At 43.6% G+C, this 18,614-nt stretch carries 13 protein-coding genes; 7 read left to right on the top strand and 6 right to left on the bottom strand.

What is annotated here, in order from left to right; translation table 11 throughout:
• Nucleotides 1-343: 343 nt before the first annotated feature.
• The 7 genes from BLR84_RS12610 (at nt 344) to BLR84_RS12580 (ending at nt 13,675) form a co-directional block, all read left to right on the top strand.
• Nucleotides 344-940, top strand: a complete 597-nt coding sequence (locus BLR84_RS12610; protein WP_090468420.1) for an RNA polymerase sigma-70 factor — start codon at nt 344-346, stop codon at nt 938-940.
• 82 nt (nt 941-1,022) lie between these two features.
• Nucleotides 1,023-2,171, top strand: coding sequence for a FecR family protein (locus BLR84_RS12605; RefSeq protein WP_090468418.1), 1,149 nt, complete (start codon nt 1,023-1,025; stop codon nt 2,169-2,171).
• Between the two features lie 361 nt (nt 2,172-2,532).
• The gene (locus tag BLR84_RS12600) at nt 2,533-5,901 is read left to right on the top strand and encodes a SusC/RagA family TonB-linked outer membrane protein (protein WP_176852048.1); all 3,369 of its coding nucleotides are present in this window, start codon (nt 2,533-2,535) and stop codon (nt 5,899-5,901) included.
• Nucleotides 5,902-5,911: 10 nt separating this feature from the next.
• The gene (locus BLR84_RS12595) at nt 5,912-7,408 is read left to right on the top strand and encodes a RagB/SusD family nutrient uptake outer membrane protein (protein WP_090468414.1); all 1,497 of its coding nucleotides are present in this window, start codon (nt 5,912-5,914) and stop codon (nt 7,406-7,408) included.
• A gap of 10 nt (nt 7,409-7,418) precedes the next feature.
• Nucleotides 7,419-9,989, top strand: coding sequence for a zinc-dependent metalloprotease (locus BLR84_RS12590; protein WP_090468412.1), 2,571 nt, complete (start codon nt 7,419-7,421; stop codon nt 9,987-9,989).
• A gap of 44 nt (nt 9,990-10,033) precedes the next feature.
• The gene (gene ggt / locus BLR84_RS12585; RefSeq protein WP_090468410.1) at nt 10,034-11,710 is read left to right on the top strand and encodes a gamma-glutamyltransferase; all 1,677 of its coding nucleotides are present in this window, start codon (nt 10,034-10,036) and stop codon (nt 11,708-11,710) included.
• 381 nt (nt 11,711-12,091) lie between these two features.
• The gene (locus BLR84_RS12580; RefSeq protein ID WP_090468408.1) at nt 12,092-13,675 is read left to right on the top strand and encodes an alpha/beta hydrolase-fold protein; all 1,584 of its coding nucleotides are present in this window, start codon (nt 12,092-12,094) and stop codon (nt 13,673-13,675) included.
• Nucleotides 13,676-13,946: 271 nt separating this feature from the next.
• On the opposite strand, the gene BLR84_RS12575 is transcribed toward BLR84_RS12580, so the two are convergent.
• The 6 genes from BLR84_RS12575 to BLR84_RS12550 all read right to left on the bottom strand — a co-directional run bounded on the left by BLR84_RS12575 (nt 13,947) and on the right by BLR84_RS12550 (nt 18,606).
• Entirely contained in the window at nt 13,947-14,120 is a 174-nt protein-coding gene (locus BLR84_RS12575) for a hypothetical protein (protein ID WP_218128312.1), read from the bottom strand.
• 385 nt (nt 14,121-14,505) lie between these two features.
• Complete coding sequence (locus BLR84_RS12570; protein ID WP_090468406.1) at nt 14,506-15,768, bottom strand: serine hydrolase domain-containing protein; 1,263 nt, start codon at nt 15,766-15,768, stop codon at nt 14,506-14,508.
• A 234-nt stretch (nt 15,769-16,002) separates the two neighbouring features.
• Nucleotides 16,003-17,076 (bottom strand): hypothetical protein, encoded by a 1,074-nt coding sequence (locus BLR84_RS12565; protein WP_090468404.1) that lies wholly within the window; start codon nt 17,074-17,076, stop codon nt 16,003-16,005.
• A 179-nt stretch (nt 17,077-17,255) separates the two neighbouring features.
• Nucleotides 17,256-17,831, bottom strand: a complete 576-nt coding sequence (locus BLR84_RS12560) for a hypothetical protein (protein WP_090468402.1) — start codon at nt 17,829-17,831, stop codon at nt 17,256-17,258.
• A 19-nt stretch (nt 17,832-17,850) separates the two neighbouring features.
• Complete coding sequence (locus BLR84_RS12555; protein WP_143013891.1) at nt 17,851-18,075, bottom strand: hypothetical protein; 225 nt, start codon at nt 18,073-18,075, stop codon at nt 17,851-17,853.
• Between the two features lie 45 nt (nt 18,076-18,120).
• Nucleotides 18,121-18,606 (bottom strand): hypothetical protein, encoded by a 486-nt coding sequence (locus tag BLR84_RS12550; RefSeq protein ID WP_090468399.1) that lies wholly within the window; start codon nt 18,604-18,606, stop codon nt 18,121-18,123.
• Nucleotides 18,607-18,614 lie beyond the last annotated feature (8 nt).

Genomic DNA, 18,614 nt, shown 5'->3' with positions numbered 1-18,614 from the left:
AAATGACTACGCTTAGTATTTAAGTTCAGGCTTTTAGGGAGGATGTTAAATTGGCTTGGTTTAATCACTGAAAATCATTGAAAAAAAATATCTTGTATTTTAAATCACTGTTTTTGTGATTTTTTTATCTAAGTACTGATTTGTGTTGAAATATTTTATATTTTTTGTTTGTTTTTGTGAAAGAAATGTAATTGGCGGCCATTTTTTTTATAATAAAATGATGTAATCGTAATATTTTTACATATTTGAATCTGTGTGCCTAAAAGTCTAATGAATTGCTAAATTTATAACGTTAATTTAAAATAAAGGCAATATTAACTTAGGTACGTTATCAATTTAGTAAATGGAACTGTCAAAAAACCTTTCAGACGAAGAATTGATCCTTTTAATAGCCAAGAACAATGCCATTGCTTTTAAAATGCTTTACAACAGGTACTGGAAAAAAATGCTGACTAAGGCCTATACCCAGTTGCAATCTTATACCATTGCCGAAGAAGTTGTTCAGGATGCCTTTATTAACCTTTGGAAACGCAGGCATACTATAACCCTTAAATATACTTTTCACACCTATATCGCATCAGTTATAAGATATGAAGTAATGACGCAATTGGCGAAAAAGAACAAGCAGCCGCTATATATTGACGACCTGGAAATTCCGGCAGTTGCAGATAATGCTACGCAACAATGGCTTGAGTTTGACGAATTGAGATCGCAAATAGAATCATTGGTTGATTCCCTGCCAGATAAGTGCCGACTGGTGTTCAAACTGAGCCGGGATAAAGGACTTTCCGATAAGCAGATCGCTGAAAACCTGGCTATATCCCCAAAAACAGTTGAAGCTCATATTAGTAAAGCGCTTAAAATCCTGCGCTTAAGTCTTAATAACTTCATTTGCCTTACACTTTTCTCCTGCACTATAGTCTACCTGGCGCTCCGGTAAAAAATATTTTCATGCTCACTAAGGGTGGCTTACTGGTTCTACACGCTATGTAATAAATGCAAATCATTTTTAAATACTGCACTTGACTGAAAAAGAATTACAAGAATTATCGGAGAAATGGTTAAGTGGCAATCTTACCAGCGAAGAGCGGATGAAACTGGATAAATGGTACAATCAGGAATCCTCCGGGGTCATTAACTGGGAAAGCGGGGATAGAACTGAATTTGAATTAGGTGAACGTTTATTTAAAGGAATACAGGAGGCGCAGGAAGAACATCTGATTAGGCGTAGGCCGTTCATAATTAAAATAGTGCTAGGGCATAGCCGTAAGCTCGCAGCTGCCCTACTGTTGCTTGCAGGCGTCGGCTTGATTTATCACCTGTCGCCATTTAATAAAATTAGCGCAGGCGGCGATCAGGCCATTTTATCAGGAACAAAAAACAACAACAAGGCGATACTTACCCTGGCCGACGGTTCAAAAGTAATTCTGGATCAAACCCGTAAGGGGCTGGTTGCCAAACAGGGAAACACGCAGGTAGACAAAACAGACAGCGGGAAATTGAGCTACCGCAACGAAGGAGCCGGCATAGCTGCGCCGGGCATACAATACAACAGTATTTCGACACCGGTGGGCAGCCAGTACGAAGTAAGCTTAGCCGATGGTACCAAAGTTTGGTTAAATGCCCTGAGCAGCCTGAAATATCCAACAGCCTTTGACGGAACTGAACGCGTGGTAGAATTAACCGGCGAGGCGTATTTTGAGGTGGCAAAAAATAAGCACAAACCATTTAAAGTTATGCTGGCTAATCATGCATCAATAGAGGTTTTAGGAACACATTTTAATATTATGGCTTATCAGGATGAAATAAACATCAATGCCACCTTATTAGAAGGTTCTGTCAAAGTAAAAAAAGGTTCGGCCAATCAAATGATTGTCCCCGGCGAACAAGCAGAAATTACAGATCAGATCAAGGTTTCTACTGTGGATGCACAGGAAAGTATCGCCTGGAAAAATGGTCTGTTTAGCTTTAATAAGTCGGATACTAAAACTATTATGCGGCAAATAGGAAGATGGTATGGTGTTGAAATTACTTACCAGGGCAAAGTGCCGGCAAATCAGCTAACGGGGTATATTGCCCGCACTTCAAATTTAACAGAGATTTTAAAAATGCTTGAAATAAGCGGGGTAAAAAGCACGCTGAAAGAAAACAAGGTCACGATAATCAACTAATTAATTTTTAACCCTTAAACACAGGCTATGGACCCATAATTACTTACCCATAACCTCAATAAAAAAACCGGAACGTTCACAGCGTTCCGGCTATCAGATTGAGGCCAATCAAAAAAAATCTTTCTTCCCGAAATTTAATGTTTAACCTTAATCATGCAAAATTATGCATTTAACTGCTATTTGCAAAAACACGCTTGTACATTGTTACAAGACGGTCGTTGACGCATTACTATTCCGAAAAATAAGGAATATAATTAACTCCAGGTTTCCGGTCTTACCCCAGGCCAGTGAGAATTTTGAAAAGGTTCTGGTCTTTAAAGGCTTTTCAAATTTTAGTATAAATAAACGGATACTATTACGTATGAAGTTAATTGTTTTACTGGTATTTACAACTTTTATACAGGTAAGTGCAAGTACTTACGCTCAAAATGTTACCCTGAACGAACACAATGCGTCGTTGGCCAAAGTGTTCAGTAAAATTAAGGAACAGACAGGCTATCTCTTCCTGTATAACCAGGAGTGGATAGCCATGGCCCGGAAAGTTGATATCGTTGTCAACAAAGCGCCGCTGGAAGAAGTACTGAATGCCTGCTTCAGCAACCAGCCGCTTACCTATGCTATCGTAAACAAAACAATAGTGCTTAAACTAAAAGAAAATTATGCAACCAAACCGGTACAAACAGCTGTAACCGCACCGCCGGTTTCCTTCCCGATCAAAGGAACCGTAAATGATGAAAAGGGGAAGCCCCTACCGGGTGTTTCCGTTTCTGTAAAGGGGACAAAAACAGGCACGCAAACAGATATTAACGGGACCTATGCACTTAATGTTCCTGATGCCGGTGGTATACTGGTATTCACCTTTATTGGGTACGAACGGCAGGAAGTTAAAATAGGCTCAAAAACCATTATTGATATAGGCCTTTCTCCCCGGTCAGATTTGCTTAGCGAAGTGGTAGTATCCGGCTATACTGTTCAAAACCGGGCGGAGTTTACCGGATCATCTGCCCACATAGGGGGCAAAAACATCGAGAACAGGCCATTACCCAGTTTTGACCAGGCCCTGGCCGGGCAAGCCGCGGGTGTTAAGATCACCTCAAACGGCGGCTCATTAAACGGGGTGCCCGTGTTCCGGATCAGGGGCACCAACTCTATCAATTTAAGTTCCTATCCGCTTATTATAATTGATGGTATCACATCATTTACTGGTGATGTGGGCAACTCTGCCGAGAACAATCCGCTATCAACCGTTAATACCGACGATATCGAATCTATTGAAGTACTCAAGGATGCATCAGCCACAGCCATTTATGGCTCACGTGCGTCAAATGGGGTAGTAGTTATTACTACCAAAAAAGGTAAGATCGGTAAAGTAAAAGTTACTTACGATGGTTATTATGGCGTCACTAAAAAGCCCAAATTACCCAAACTGTTGGGCGCCGCAGATTATGTAACCATCAAAGACGAGTCGCAGGTAAATTCCGGACTAACGCCAACTTATTTTTTGGGGAAAAATGCCGATGGGTCCATACAGGAAACCAACTGGTATGATTACGTATACCAAACCGGGCACTCACATAACCATAACCTGAGTGTTTCAGGAGCTTCCGAATCAACAAACTATTTCGTTTCTCTGGGTTACACCAACCAGGTAGGTTTTTTGGTGAAAAATACTTTTGAACGCAAATCGGCCAGGGTTAACCTGGATCACCGGCTGATCAAAGGCCTGCACATCGGTACAAATTTTACCTACGGCGATGCTATCAATAATAACCTAACCAGCGGCGTTAACAATACGTTTGGCCTAAACAACCTGGTGCGCGAGTCAATGGTGCTACCTCCAAACGTGCTGCCATTTAATCCAGATGGCTCTTACAATATTAGTGGCAGTGGCTTGGGCTTAGGCCCTAATACCAACTTGACAGGTTATTATAATCCCTTACCGCAGTTGCAGCATGATAAATTTTCGTCAGAAAGCAATAACTATTTGGGATTGGTTTATGCCGAGTGGGAGCTGTTTAAAGGCTTTAAGGCCAAAACTAATTATAGTATTAACAGCCTTAATGTATCCAATATCAGTTTCAACAATCCTTACCAGGCTGGCGGCTACGCCACCAACGGTTCGGCTACAAGCCGGTATACCACCAATTACCGAACCGACTTTACCAATACCCTGAACTATACTACCTCGTTTGCTAATGATCATCACATCAGTTTATTAGCAGGATATGAAGTGATCCATACCGTAATAAACGGTTTTAGCGCCACGCGTACAGGTTTGTCGGATCCCTATTTTGAATCGTTTGCCGGCGGTTTTACAACTGTAAGCGCCGCAACCGGTAATTATACCGAAAACGGCTACCGGTCATATTTCAGTAACATGTTTTATGATTATAAGAAAAAGTACCTGCTCAGCGTCAGTTTCCGCAGGGATGGTTTCTCTGGTCTTTCAATTACCAATAAATATGGAAATTTTGGCGGTGGCTCCATTGGCTGGAACCTTTCAGAAGAGGATTTTTACCAAAAATCATCCTTATCCAAGACGGTTTCTTCTGTTAAGTTGCGTGCCAGCTACGGTCTTGTGGGTAATGTTAATATTGGTGACTATGCATCATCAACGCTTTATACACCAGGTGTTTACGGCGGCGTAGCCACCCTGGCACTTTCGCAAACCGGCAACCTCAATTTGAAATGGGAAACAAGTAAAAAAACTGATATTGGTTTCAATATCGGCCTATGGCAAAACAGGATAACCCTGGATGCCGATTATTACAATAATAACATCGACGGTTTAATTTTAGCCGCGCCGCAATCTCCTTCTAAAGGCATTCCCGCAAACGCTATCAATACCAATATAGGTTCTATGTATAACCGCGGCTTCGAGTTTGATATACAGGCACATATCATTGATAAAGGGCCATTCCGCTGGACCGCCGGCTTTAATTTCAGTACTTTAAAGAACCGCGTTACCGCCCTGGCTAATAATACCGATATTTGGACCAGCGGCCTGGAAACCACCAACATTACCCGGGTTGGCTATTCGGTGGCCTCGGTATACGTAGTTAAAACAACAGGGGTTAACCCGGCTAACGGTTTAAGAACTTACTTAAACAGGAATGGCGAAACAGTACAATACAGCCCGGTATCGGGAGCCTGGACATATCTCGACGGAACAAAAGCGCCCGCATTGGATGCTTACGGCGACGGCGTTGTGATGGGCCCCACTTTACCAACCTACTATGGCGGCTTTAACAATACGTTTAAATACAAAAACTTCGATCTGTATGTAAACATTGTTTATTCAGGCGGCAACATGATCTACAACGGTACTAAAGCAACGCTGCTGGACAACCGCTTTTTTAATAATCAGGTTGATATCTTAAGGCGCTGGACAACCCCGGGTCAGATCACTGATATCCCAGCCCTGCATTATAATGACCAGCAGGCGAGCGGTTCTGTTTTGCCCAACTCGTTTAACGTAGAGAGTGACCGCTATGTTAAACTGGGTAACACCTCGTTAGGCTATACCTTCCCTGTAAAGCTGTTTAGGAAAACCGGTATCTCCTCAATCAGGATATATGGCTCGGCAAGCAACATCATTTTATATACTAAATACACCGGCTCCGACCCTGAAATTTCGGCCAACGGCGATTCTAATACCGCCTCCGGTCGTGACAAGAACTCTGTTCCTGCCGGTAAATCATTCACCATGGGCATTAACGTAGGATTTTAATTAGAAGATGATGAAAACTATAAAAAATTATAGCACAGTAATTTTAAGGGCTTTGTTGTTAAGCTGCTTATTATTATGCGGGACGGCTTGCAGGAAGAACCTGCTTGAACCTACCAATATTACCAATATCTCCGATGCTAATGCATTTGATAATGCTACGCGGATTGTTGCGCAGATTAATGGTTTATACGCCTCGTTGAAGAGCGGTAGCTTTTATGGCGGTAGGCTAATCATTTATAACGAGTTAAGAGGCGATGAGTTTATTATGAATAAACCCAATATTGTGACCGGGCAGCAAACCTGGCTGCAGGCCGTTAACTCCAGCACAAGCGAAGTGGTTAGTCTGTGGAGTGCAGGATATGCCACTATTAACTCGGTAAATACATTTTTGGACGGTTTAGCGCTCAACCAAAGTAAAATAACAACGGCGCAGTACGCTAATTTTACCGGCGAAGCCAAGTTTATCAGGGCCTTATGTTATTTCGCGCTGGTTCAAACCTATGCCCGGCCATACACCCTAAACGGGGGTACAAGCTTAGGTTTGCCGCTACGGTTAATTGCTGAAAGCTCTAACGCCAATAACCAACTGGCCCGTAGCTCTGTTGCAGACGTTTACAAGCAGATACTGGCTGATTTGGATGCCTCCGAAATAGGTTTGCCTGCTAACTACACAACAACTATTTTAAATACCACCAGGGCCACTAAAAATACGGCTATTGCCTTAAAGGCAAGGGTTGACCTGACTAAGGGCGATTATGCCGGCGTGATTACCGAATGCAATAAGATCGTATCGGCTGCAGCCCCTTTCCAGGCCCCGGCAAGCGGCGTTAATAATAAACTGGAGGCTAATATCGCTACCGTTTTCCTGGGAAGCTACGCCGGTTTGGAGTCTGTTTTCTCCCTGCCGTTTACAGCTACCGAAACGCCTGGCACACAAAATCAGCTGGCTTACTACTTTAATATTGCTCCGGGTAACGGCGAATTTTATTTAAATGCTTCGGGCACAATTGCCGACCCGGTATACAGTTCAGCAACCTCAACCGATGCGCGTAAGGACTTGGTATTTACCAACACCGGCCAAAAATGGCTTAGTAAATATAAAGTGGCCAGTACTTATTCTGATTGGGTACCGGTTATCAGATATGCAGAAGTGTTATTGAATTTTGCCGAGGCCCTGGCCCGTAGTGGCGATGTGGCCAATATGACCAAAGCAGTTGCCCTGCTTACTGCGGTAAGGAACCGTTCTGACGCTACCTATGTATTCCCGGCTGTAAGTATTGCCACCCAGTCGGCTTTAATAGCTACCATTTTACAGGAAAAAAAGATCGAGTTTTTGGGCGAGGGCTTCCGTGTGCCGGATTTACAACGACTGGGCTTAACGCTACCTGCAAAATCGGGTACAGCAGGCAATGCGCCGGCAATTTTAGCTACCGATAACCGCTATATCTGGCCAATATCCAGCGCCGAAACATCAATCAATCTACTAATTGTACAAAACCCTCAATAAATAAACGGTAATGAAAAAATATATTTTATTATTTGCAGGTATAATTGCCCTGGGCAATCATGCTTTCTCACAAGATACTCAGCCAGCTGGCGGCCGGGGTGGGGCGGGAAGAGCGGCAGTTGGCATCCCGGCCACAAGTATTGCTGCGGCAACACAGGGAATGAAAAAATTTGACGGCTATTTTAATTTCTATTATGATGATAAAACAGGTCGCATCTTATTGGAAGTAGACAAATTTGATACCGAATTTCTCTATTTTAAATCATTAACCGATGGCGCCGGCAAAAGTGCGGAACGCGGACAGGCCTCAGACGCGATTGCTAAATTCATCAAAGTAGGCCCCAAGATCTTACTGGTTGAGCCCAACTACGGCTACCGGGCCAATACCACCAATGCAGATGAGATTAAAGCAGTAGAAAATGCTTTCGCTAAATCGGTGATATGGGGCTTTGTGCCGGTTGCCATTGAAGGCGATAAAGTATTGATAGACCTGACACCTTTTATTGTACGTGATAGCCAGAATATTGGCGGCAGGCTTGGGGGCACATCTGCAGGCGGAGGAGGCGGCCGTGGGGGGCGCGGTGGTAGGGGCGCTGCAGCAGGAGCCAGCACTGGCGCTTATCGCATTGATGATACCCGTTCGGCTGTTTATATGCCCAATACCAAAAACTTTCCAAAAAACACAGAGTTTGAAGCACTGATTACCCTAACCGGAGCAGTAGTAGGCGGTGGAGGTTTCGGTGGTAGCGGTGGCGATGGCATAGCACCTGACCCAACCGCTGTTACCGTCAAAATGCATCAATCGTTTATTGAGCTGCCTGACGGCAACTACAAACCCCGTAAATTTGATCCGCGTTCATCATTCAATATCTTCAGTTATATTGATTTTTCCTCACCGCTGAATGAACCGCTGGAGAAAAAATTTACCCGCCGTCATCGTTTGGCAAAAAAAGATCCGAATGCAGCGGTAAGCGAACCCGTAGAGCCCATTGTTTATTATGTGGACAGAGGTGCGCCTGCCCTGATCAAAAAAGCCCTGATTGAAGGCGGCGCATGGTGGAACCAGGCTTTTGAAGCGGCCGGGTATAAAAATGCGTTTTTAGTTAAAGAACTACCGGAAGGTGCCGACCCAATGGATATCCGCTATAATGTTGTGAACTGGGTAAACCGGTCAGGGGGGAACCGTGCCTTTTCTTACGGTGCCTCTTATATCGACCCGCGTACAGGTGAGATCATTAAAGGCGTGGTTACGCTGGGATCAGACCGGCACAGGCAGGACATCCTGATTATGGAAGGATTGCTGCAACCTTATGAGGGTGGTAAACCGTTTGATAAAAGACTGGAACAGGTAGCCTATGCCCGCTTAAGGCAGTTGGCCGCCCATGAAATTGGCCATACACTTGGTTTTACCCATAATTTTGCCGCCAGTGAAAAGGACCGTGCATCGGTAATGGATTACCCTTTCCCCCGCCTTTCTATTAAAGCTGATGGCGCTATTGATGTATCCGACGCTTATGCCAGGGGAATTGGCAGCTGGGATAAGCGCGCGGTAATGTGGGGTTATAGTGATTTCCCGAAAGGAACAGACGAAAATGCCGCGCTCGATAAAATTATGAATGAGACCATCAAATTAGGCTTTAAATATATACCTGATATTGGCGGCTATGCCCACCCCGCATCGCACCAATGGGATGATGGCGCGGATCCGATAGCGGAGTTGAACAAGTTGATGAAGATACGCAGGGCAGCTTTAGACAGGTTCTCTGAAAAAGCCATCGCCAAAGATGCTCCTTTGGCAACCCTGGAAGAAGTGTTGGTACCAACCTACCTGCTGCACAGATACCAGGTAGAGGCTGTAGCAAAATCCATAGGCGGATTGTATTTTACGCATGCCATTAAAAATGACGGCCAGGAACCAACAAGAATGGTGGACCCAGCTGTACAATGGAGTGCTTTTGATGCTTTAATGGCCACCGTTTCGCCAGAAGCACTGGCCCTGCCGGATGGATTGATCTCCAAAATACCGCCACGCCCAACCGGATACCCGTCCAGCGTGGAAACGTTCGCCGGTTATACCGGGCCTACGTTTGACCCGATTGCTGCAGCAGAATCTGCCGCGGCCGAAACGATCTCGTCGCTGTTAAATGCCGAACGCGCCGCAAGGTTAATTGAATACCATGCCCGCGACAGCAAACAACCCGGCTTTATCGCTATCACCAACAAATTGCTGGAACAAACCTGGAAGGCACCGGTTTTACCGGGCTATAAAGGCGAGTTACAGGTGCTGGTCAATAATCTGACACTGAAATATTTGCTTGAACTGGCGGCTGATACCCGCACCTCTGAAAGTGTACGGGGGCAGGCGCTTTTAGAAATTGATGAGCTTAAGGATTGGCTGACCGCCAAATTACCTGGCATTCATGATGAGCAAAAAGCCAACGTATTGTTTGCATTGGCCGAGATTGGCGAATTTCATGAAAACCCATCAAAGTTTACCCCCGACCCTGCGCTTGACATGCCGCCGGGGGCGCCGATAGGAATGCCTGATATGGATTTTTTGGATGATATGATCAATTATTAATAGACAACAGCAATCACATAAATTAACCCCTAAAATATAATTTCATGCTAAAAAGATATGGCATGTTGCTACTGTTATTTGCTACCCGGCAAATAACAGTACATGCACAATCAAATGATCACTATGCCAACGGAATGGTAGTTTGTGCCTATCCTGACGCAGCACAGGTAGGCCTCGCTATATTAAAAAAAGGAGGCAACGCGGTTGATGCTGCGGTAGCTGTGCAATTTGCACTGGCCGTAACTTACCCCGAAGCCGGTAATATTGGTGGTGGCGGCTTTATGGTTTACCGTTCGGCAAAGGGCAAAACCAATACATTAGATTTCAGGGAAAAAGCCCCCTTTGCCGCCAGCGCCAATATGTTCTTAGACGCTTCCGGAAACGTGATACCTGGCATGAGCACCGGCTCGCACCAGGCCTCTGGCGTTCCGGGATCTGTGGACGGTATGGTGGAAGCCAATCGCAAATATGGTAGGTTGAAATGGGCCGAACTGGTGCAGCCTGCAATAGACCTGGCGCGCAATGGCTTTAAGATCACCAAGCGCCTTGCAGACGGCTTAACCAGGGGCGCAAACATTTTTGCAAAAGCCAACCCAGGCAAATCTTATTTTTTAAAAGAAATGCCTTGGGTGGAAGGCGATCTGCTGATACAGGAAGACCTGGCAAAAACGCTGGAACAAATACGTGATAAGGGTCGCAAAGGCTTTTATGAAGGTACCGTAGCCGATCAGATTGTTGAAGAAATGAAAAGCGGGAGCGGCCTGATATCTAAAGCCGACCTTCAAGCTTACCACTCGGTATGGCGCAAAGCCATTACCGGCAAGTATAAGGATTATAAGATTATTACAATGCCCCCGCCGTCAAGCGGCGGCATTGCCTTAATTTCTTTGCTTAAATCGGTTGAAAAATATCCCCTGCATAGGTGGGGATATAACCAGGACTCTACCGTGCAACTGATGGTCGAGGCTGAACGCCGGGTATATGCCGACCGCTCCAAATATTTAGGCGATCCTGATTTTTTCAAAGTCCCGGTGGATAGTTTGTTAAGAGATTCGTATATCCTGTCCCGTATGGATAGCTTTACCTGGGATGCTGCCACACCAAGCGCCAGTATCCAGCCGGGTACCATTGTAGGGTATGAAAGCGATCAAACCACACACTATTCTATTACCGACAAGGATGGAAATGCGGTATCTGTTACTACCACCTTAAATGGTTCCTTTGGTTCAAAAATATTTGTGAAAGGAGCCGGCTTTTTATTGAACAACCAGATGGATGACTTTAGCTCAAAACCGGGTGTGCCAAATATGTACGGCCTGGTAGGCGGTAAGGCCAACAGCATACAGCCCAATAAACGGATGCTATCATCAATGACGCCAACAATTATTGAAAAAAATGGCCGGTTATTTATGGTGGTGGGCACACCAGGTGGGTCAACCATTATCACATCCGTATTTCAAACGATATTAAACGTGATAGAGTTTGATCAGGACATGCAGCAAGCTGTCGCTTCTAAACGTTTCCATCACCAGTGGTTGCCTGATAATGTTACAGTGGAAAAAGGTGCCTTCAGCGAAGCCACCCAAAGCAAGCTCACACAAAAGGGTTACAAGCTGAACAACATTAACGGGATAGGAAGGGTGGATGCTATTTTAAAAACTTCTGGCGGCTATCAGGGCGGTGCGGACCCTCGTGCCGATGATACCAAAGCAGGTTGGTAGTAACTGTTAACCAGAAGATGTGATAGTTTGAATCTCTTAATAGTGTGTTAAAAATCAGTCATTTATCCCCGCTCTGGTGAGTGGGGTTTTTATTTGCACAAGATCTGAAGAGAAGAATCAAGCTGTATTTGCTAATGTTATTACAACTCGAAAGATATATACAACAAAATCGTGTCCTGTGCTGTTTTCGCACGATCATGTTCACTTTCGTACACTTGCTGAAAGGTGTTGTCTTGTATTTAATTGACTTTTAATTGTTTATGAATTGGCATTGCGCTTGTTTCTTTTAGATAACCATTCGTGCCGGAAAAGCGATTGTCGCTAGCTTGGCTAATTGTCTGCGGGTAGAATAAAATAAAAAACAATTAATTAAAACACAGAATGCTCAAAAGTTATCTGATAACTTCAAGACTTGATTTTATTAAGAACAAGGTAACACCGGCCCTGTTTTCTTTAATGTTGTTCATAATGATTGGCAGTCTGAATAATCCCGCTACGGCACAAGGTACAGACATCAATATCGGCGAGCACGGTCTGTTGGACTCTCTTCATTCGTCAATACTCGGCCAGGAGCGTCAATTTAAGGTTTTCCTGCCGCCCGGTTATAAGCCCGGGAGTACGGAAAAATATGACGTAATTTATAACCTTGATGGCAGCGATTGGAATGCGGGATTGATAGCCCAGGTGCATTATTTTGCAGAGGTCCAGGGCTTCATGCCGCCAACCATTATTGTCAGCATAATAGAGCCCGACCGGAACGCAGACCTCGCACCTACCCATTTGGACACCTGGAAAAATTCAGGCGGGGCGGATAAATTCCTCGGATTTATCAAGAATGAATTAATCCCCTACATTAACAAACAGTATCCTTCCAACGGAGACAATACCCTTTGGGGGCACTCTTTAAGTGGTATGTTTGTACTTTACGCACTCGTCAAGGAGCCAATGCTTTTCAAATCCTATATTGCGCTTGACCCGAGTGTCTGGTGGGATAACAATTATGTGTTAAAAATAGCTGCAGCTAAACTGCCAACACTACCATTTCAAAATGCAACATTCTTCATCGCAGGCAGGGAAAGTGATATGAAGGACATGAAAATAGATACCCTTGAAACTATTCTGAAAAATACGGCTCCTGCAGGCTTGAAATGGAAACTCAATATTTACGAAGGTGAAACGCACGGCTCTGTAGGACTAAAAGGCACCTATGATGGCTTGAAGTTTGCCTATGATGGCTATATCAAGAACATGTATTTTTCTCCTATGCACGGCATTGTTTCAAAAGATAAACCTTTTAAGCTTTTCTATTATGAGGATCCGATTCACTTGCGCTACACGGTTGACGGAACCGTCCCTAGGATGAACTCCCTAAAAGTTCAGCCAGAGATCACGGTTAACGGCCCGGCCAAAGTAACCTATAAGGTCTTCACCAACCGAAGCCGGTATGATAAAACGATGACAGGCCTTTTCTTCGACGAAGAAATGCCGAAGCCGATCTCAAACATTAAGGGTTGGCAAAGTGGCGGATTTAACTATGCTTATTACGAAGGAACCTGGAATGAATGGCCGGATCTTACAAAACTGAAACCTGCAAAAACGGGCATAACCGACAATAATTTCAGTATCGATAAGTTACCGCGGAAAAATCAATACGCATTGACAATAGACGGCTTACTCGAATCGAAGGAAGTGGGATATTACATTTTTACATTGGGCAGCGGCGAGAAAGGCACTAAGCTATATATTGATAATAAATTAGTCATTGCCTTTACCGGTGATGGTGACGACTTCGGCCAGACATGTATTGTGCCTTTATCTAAAGGATTTTACCCATTCCGGATAGAATATCTTCATCAAAAGAAAGAGGGATATAATTTGGACTGGCAACAAATTTTGACGCCTAGCATCATGGAAAGTCAAAACACGATACTTATTCCAGTAAACCTGCAATATGGCCGAAGGTAAGCCCCCTTTAATAGATAAAGGTAATGTATTGCTTTATCTATTAAAGGGGAGCTTTTAGCTCGCTGACCGCACGGGCTGTTAACGCCGCGCTTCCTGCCGTCCCAAGAATATTAGGCAATACTGGGTCCGAATCAACCAAGTTTAAATTGCCAAATGGCTATTGCTGGCTATGAGCCGCAAGAGTACAGGTCAACAATACGACCAGTATGCCACCCCTGAGTTTATTGTTGTAATTGATCATTGTGCCAGCTTTATTTTTTCAACTATGTCTTTATTTCCTCCTTAGCCTGTTTTTCTTTTTCACCCGCCATGACGAACAAAATACCATCCCTTTCAATGCCACCCTGGTCGAAAACCCTTCCAAAATGGTACTATTGGGCGCTAATTCCTTTACCGTTTGAAAAGTGCTGCCAATACCATAACCGGCATTGGAGTTGTAGCTCACTCTTAGTATAAATAACCTTAAGAGAAAATCGAACTCTGGAAAAGCGTCATTGCCCAATAATTTGAATAAAAATAGACCCGATTCAAAATTAGTATAAAGTCTTACCGGAAAATTTCGAACTCTTTTTGTGGTGATCTAACGGTCTGGCTATCATTTTCTTATGGGTATAAAAAAAGGAAACATCCATAATAGAATGTCCTTTAGTGTCTTAGTACACAATTTTCGAACTCTTTTATGGAAGATTTGAAAATATTGGCTTCTATAAATGTTCAATTGTAGTATAGAATTATTAAAACCCTGATCCGATTATTTAACATTCAGAGCGGGAAATTATTTGAACACATTTACGACTTCCTGATGATTGTAGAGTGGGTTGTCTATTTAGTTATTTAGTGAACAAATCGTCTGTAGACCAGCTTGGATTTTTGGCGTAAGCCTTCCAGAATATCTGGTCTAAATCATTGTCGAAATTGGCTACAAAACTGCGGGTGTTGGTTAAAATCACAAAATTAAATCCATTTTCGAGGCGGGCTTGCTCAGTGGCCGTACCAGGCAAACTTCCCTGGTGAAAATAATTTTTGCCTGCAATGGCCCAGCCGCATCCATAAGCTGTATTGGCTGTTGAGCCGGTATACATCAAATTTAAGGCCGATGATGACAGAATATCCGTACGTATCGGAAACTTATCAATATAAACCAGGAATCTGGCCAGGTCTGCAGCTGTCGCTATCCATCCTCCATGTGAGTCCATCCTGCTGATATTGTATGCATATGGATCTTCACCAGACTGGCCGTAATAAGTAACTTCTTTTGATAGTTTCTGGGCAACTGTGTTACCGCCAATGGTCATATCTGTAATTCCGATGGGTTTTAACACCAATGTTTTCACCGCTTCTTCATATGTCTGTCCGGTAATCTTTTCTATCACTCGTCCTAATATACAGTAACCAAAATTCGAGTAGTCATAGTTCGTGCTCGGTACATGGTCAAGCGGACGGTTATCTAAGGTCCAGGTGATGAGTTGTGCAGCTGTCATTCCAGGGTTGCTGAACATCGGGTCATTCACTTCATTACCCCAGCCCCCGGATGTATGATGCAGCAGTTCATCAACCGTGATATCGGTAATATGCAAACCGTACGTTTTAGTGCCATAGGTTTTACCTAACAGAGCGCCATCACCAAACACTTTATCATCCAGCTTTATTTTGCCCTCATCCAGCAATTTCATAATGGCAACAGACGTAAACTGTTTTGAAAGACTGGCTAAACGATAACGGTCGCTGATCACAGCTTTGCTGTTCTTAGATTTATCACTTGTACCATAGGCTTTCAGATAAACCAGCTTTTCCCCTTTGGTAATGGCTACAGATACCCCCGGAACGTTATAAGTGGTCATAAAGGTATTTACCTCATCATCTAAAGCGGCAACAGCAACTTTGCTGGCAGTAAGGGTATCAATAACGGTTCCGGTTCCAGTGCCCGTTCCAGTCCCGGTTCCAGTTCCAGTTCCTGTGTCTGTTTTAGTTGCGGGAGGCGAGTCTTTGCTGCAGCCGGCAAAAAGCAGCAAGCTGGTAACAGTTATTAATGTGGCTAATTTTAACGCATTCACTGCAAAGTAGTAAATCCCGGATTTATAGTTTTTTTTCATAAGTGGATAAGGTGTTGTAGTTTAATTAATGATTGAACACGTTTACTATAGGAAAGTATTACAAGGAACTCAAAGAGACATAAACAGGCGGAAAAATCCTTTCGCGTTTGTTGCATAGTTAACCAACACGCAAATAATCATGAATTGCCTTGTCTTATAATTTTAATATTTTTATAGCCATCTAACCTATTCCCCACAATACAAGCATAGCATCATTATCTAATAAACAGGAACCTATTTGCAGTTATAAGTAAACGCATTTACGCCTGCACCATTAATTGTCATGCTAAGCGGAAAATTCTTCTCGTTGTATTGATAGGTAAGGGCTACGTTAATGTCTACAGCTGCTGCGCCACTGGTGGTTATCAGTTTCCCGGTAATTTTAACCGGGTTATTCTTACTCAGGATGGCACAGCGGCCTGCCCAAAAACGAAGCTTATCCAGGTTATAGGCGCCAAAACCACTAAAATCTTCGCCTATAAATTTCCAATATTTGGCGATGACCGTGTATGGCGAAGGTTTATCGTCATAAGTAATATTCAGCGTTTCATCAGAAGTTTGTTTGTAATCGATCCGGCTCTCACCTGTTTGAGGAGCGCTGAACTTCCGCTCGTAATCATATACAATTTTTACTTGTGTTACGTTGTCATTGGCATCATAGGTAAAATTGAGTTCATATCTGAAAAGCGTAAAGCCGTCGGCGTCTCGGGAACCGTTAGTTGCTATTAAAACCGAAGTCAGGTGTTTCTTTGCGTCGTCGTATTTAAATTGATACAGCGAGTCTCTTTTGGATACATTAGGCGGGTTAGAGGCAACAAACGATTCGTGTAAATATTCGGGATTGCCATCATAAATATTGCCGCTGCCACCACTATAATTATAGGTAATGTTAATATTGCCGCTGTAATGAGTGCCATTACCACTAACCGATTCAGTAGGATAGGAATCCACAGCTTTAGCAGCGGTAATAGTTCTGACGAAAGGGCCATAATAATAATTAGGACCTGTCATTTTTACAAGGAGGCCTTTATCGTCATACTCAAATATACGGGAGCCAAGGGCCTCGTCAACATCACCTGTAATAGCACAGCCCGTGGTATTTGCCGGAGGGGGAGTTGGGTTAGGAGTGGGTTTGCCACAACCATACAAAGTAATTAATAAGCTACCCGTAAGTAAGGCGGCAAACGCGGATTTGGCAATGCTTTTTCCGTTTTTTTCTGAAATAATGCTTGCTATCTCATTTTTTTCGAGCCTTTCGGGTGGGGTTTGCATCCTGTTAAGTGTAAAGTAGTTTTGAAGTGTTTTCATTTCTGGTAGACTTTAAGGTTCCTTATTGTGATTTTATAAAATGCTTAAAAAGCAAAGGGGAAAAATATCCTCCTTATAGCCGATGTTTCCTCCACAAATAAACACCGCCTACTCAAAAAATACTTTCGCGTTTGTTGCAAATCCTTTCGGGTTTGTTGCGCCTCGAAACCTGGCGGGAATTAATCAGGCACCAGTTCTATAGGGATGGATATATCTTTTCCAACATCAAGGATATGCAAAGCAAGATCTTTGGCATTGTTCGGCACCTCAAAAGTTACGGTCCCAGCCAGTTCTGCATGGCGTTCAACCAGTTCGCTTAAGTCTCCTGAAGGTGCAGTAAGGGATCCATCAATAGCCAGCCTAAAGCCTTCGTTCCAAAAAGTAGCCGGCGAATAATTGCTGTTGTTTTTGTATTTGATTTCAATTTTCAGCGCGTTGCTTTCTGGTGTTATCGCTTCAAGTGATGAGCCAAGAATTTTGTACTCGTGATCTTCAATTTTTACCGTGGTCATTGCAAATACCGGTTTGAACTTTTCAACTGGCTTTTGCGGTCCCGCTTGTTTACCCGCCAAACTATCCACATCTTTTTTAACCTCTTGTTTTGTTTCGGTAGTGGCCTTGTTTGCAGTAGCTGATTTGCTAAACAAACCGGCCCCGTTTAATGCCACAATTAAACCGGTAATAGCGGTAACTATAGCGGCCAGGCCGGTAATAATTCCGGGCACGGTTGTCCAAAAGTTTTTTCCATCGGGCATAATGATATTTTATTAAGGTTTATCGGTTTGGGTTAACGCGATTGCTATACTCCTTGTCATTTTTATTTATAAGCTTTTTCTTTTTTCTGCTGTCCATGATCAGGGTTACTATGGCAAATATGAATACGGCCAACATTGCCAGGATCTCTCGGGTGTCTTTTTTGACAATGCCGTCCACCACGCAAATGGGACCCAGCACTGCCATGCAAATAAGGGTCGGTTTTCTCGGCAATAAAATGGCCATGCTAAATAATTTAAATGGTTACCAAATTTTGAGGTGTATAATAACTTACTGTATAACCAGTTCTGCTTCAATATTTAATTCATTGTCTGCTTTTACCTTGTCCCAAACGCGCATTTTTACGTGATAGGTTTCACCGGCTACCATCGGCTTTGCAATGGTGATATCACCACGCAGTTCGGTAGCGCTTTCCGGCGGATGGCCCTGGTCGCCGGCAAACAGGTCGGCAGCATTAAGCACCGGCGTTCCCTTTTTATCGGTCACCAAAAGCATCATCCCCGGGAAAACCTTTCCATCTTTAAGCCCATAATTGTTTAAGCCAAGCGCTACGATAGCTATGTGGGTATTCAATTGTACTTTATTATCGGTCATTCGTTTATTAGCAGGGTCAATCAATAAAACATCATGCACGATAAAGCCATTGTAGCTGAACGATAACCCGGTGCGGAGGTCTTTTTTTGCACCTTTACTATAGTTGCATCCGGCAAATATTACACAGCTCAGTATCAGCGTGACGATATGTTGTTTTTTCATTGTTTATG

Source organism: Mucilaginibacter sp. OK268, assembly GCF_900103125.1.
Taxonomy (GTDB): Bacteria; Bacteroidota; Bacteroidia; order Sphingobacteriales; family Sphingobacteriaceae; genus Mucilaginibacter.
This window is presented reverse-complemented; position numbering and strand designations above follow the sequence as displayed.

Coding starts and splice junctions, on each gene's coding strand:
- BLR84_RS12610 (WP_090468420.1), top strand. CDS start 344: ATGGAACTGTCAAAAAACCTTTCAGACGAAGAATTGATCCTTTTAATA.
- BLR84_RS12600 (WP_176852048.1), top strand. CDS start 2,533: ATGAAGTTAATTGTTTTACTGGTATTTACAACTTTTATACAGGTAAGT.
- BLR84_RS12595 (WP_090468414.1), top strand. CDS start 5,912: ATGAAAACTATAAAAAATTATAGCACAGTAATTTTAAGGGCTTTGTTG.
- BLR84_RS12590 (WP_090468412.1), top strand. CDS start 7,419: ATGAAAAAATATATTTTATTATTTGCAGGTATAATTGCCCTGGGCAAT.
- ggt (WP_090468410.1), top strand. CDS start 10,034: ATGCTAAAAAGATATGGCATGTTGCTACTGTTATTTGCTACCCGGCAA.
- BLR84_RS12580 (WP_090468408.1), top strand. CDS start 12,092: ATGCTCAAAAGTTATCTGATAACTTCAAGACTTGATTTTATTAAGAAC.
- BLR84_RS12570 (WP_090468406.1), bottom strand. CDS start 15,768: ATGAAAAAAAACTATAAATCCGGGATTTACTACTTTGCAGTGAATGCG.
- BLR84_RS12565 (WP_090468404.1), bottom strand. CDS start 17,076: ATGAAAACACTTCAAAACTACTTTACACTTAACAGGATGCAAACCCCA.
- BLR84_RS12560 (WP_090468402.1), bottom strand. CDS start 17,831: ATGCCCGATGGAAAAAACTTTTGGACAACCGTGCCCGGAATTATTACC.
- BLR84_RS12555 (WP_143013891.1), bottom strand. CDS start 18,075: ATGGCCATTTTATTGCCGAGAAAACCGACCCTTATTTGCATGGCAGTG.
- BLR84_RS12550 (WP_090468399.1), bottom strand. CDS start 18,606: ATGAAAAAACAACATATCGTCACGCTGATACTGAGCTGTGTAATATTT.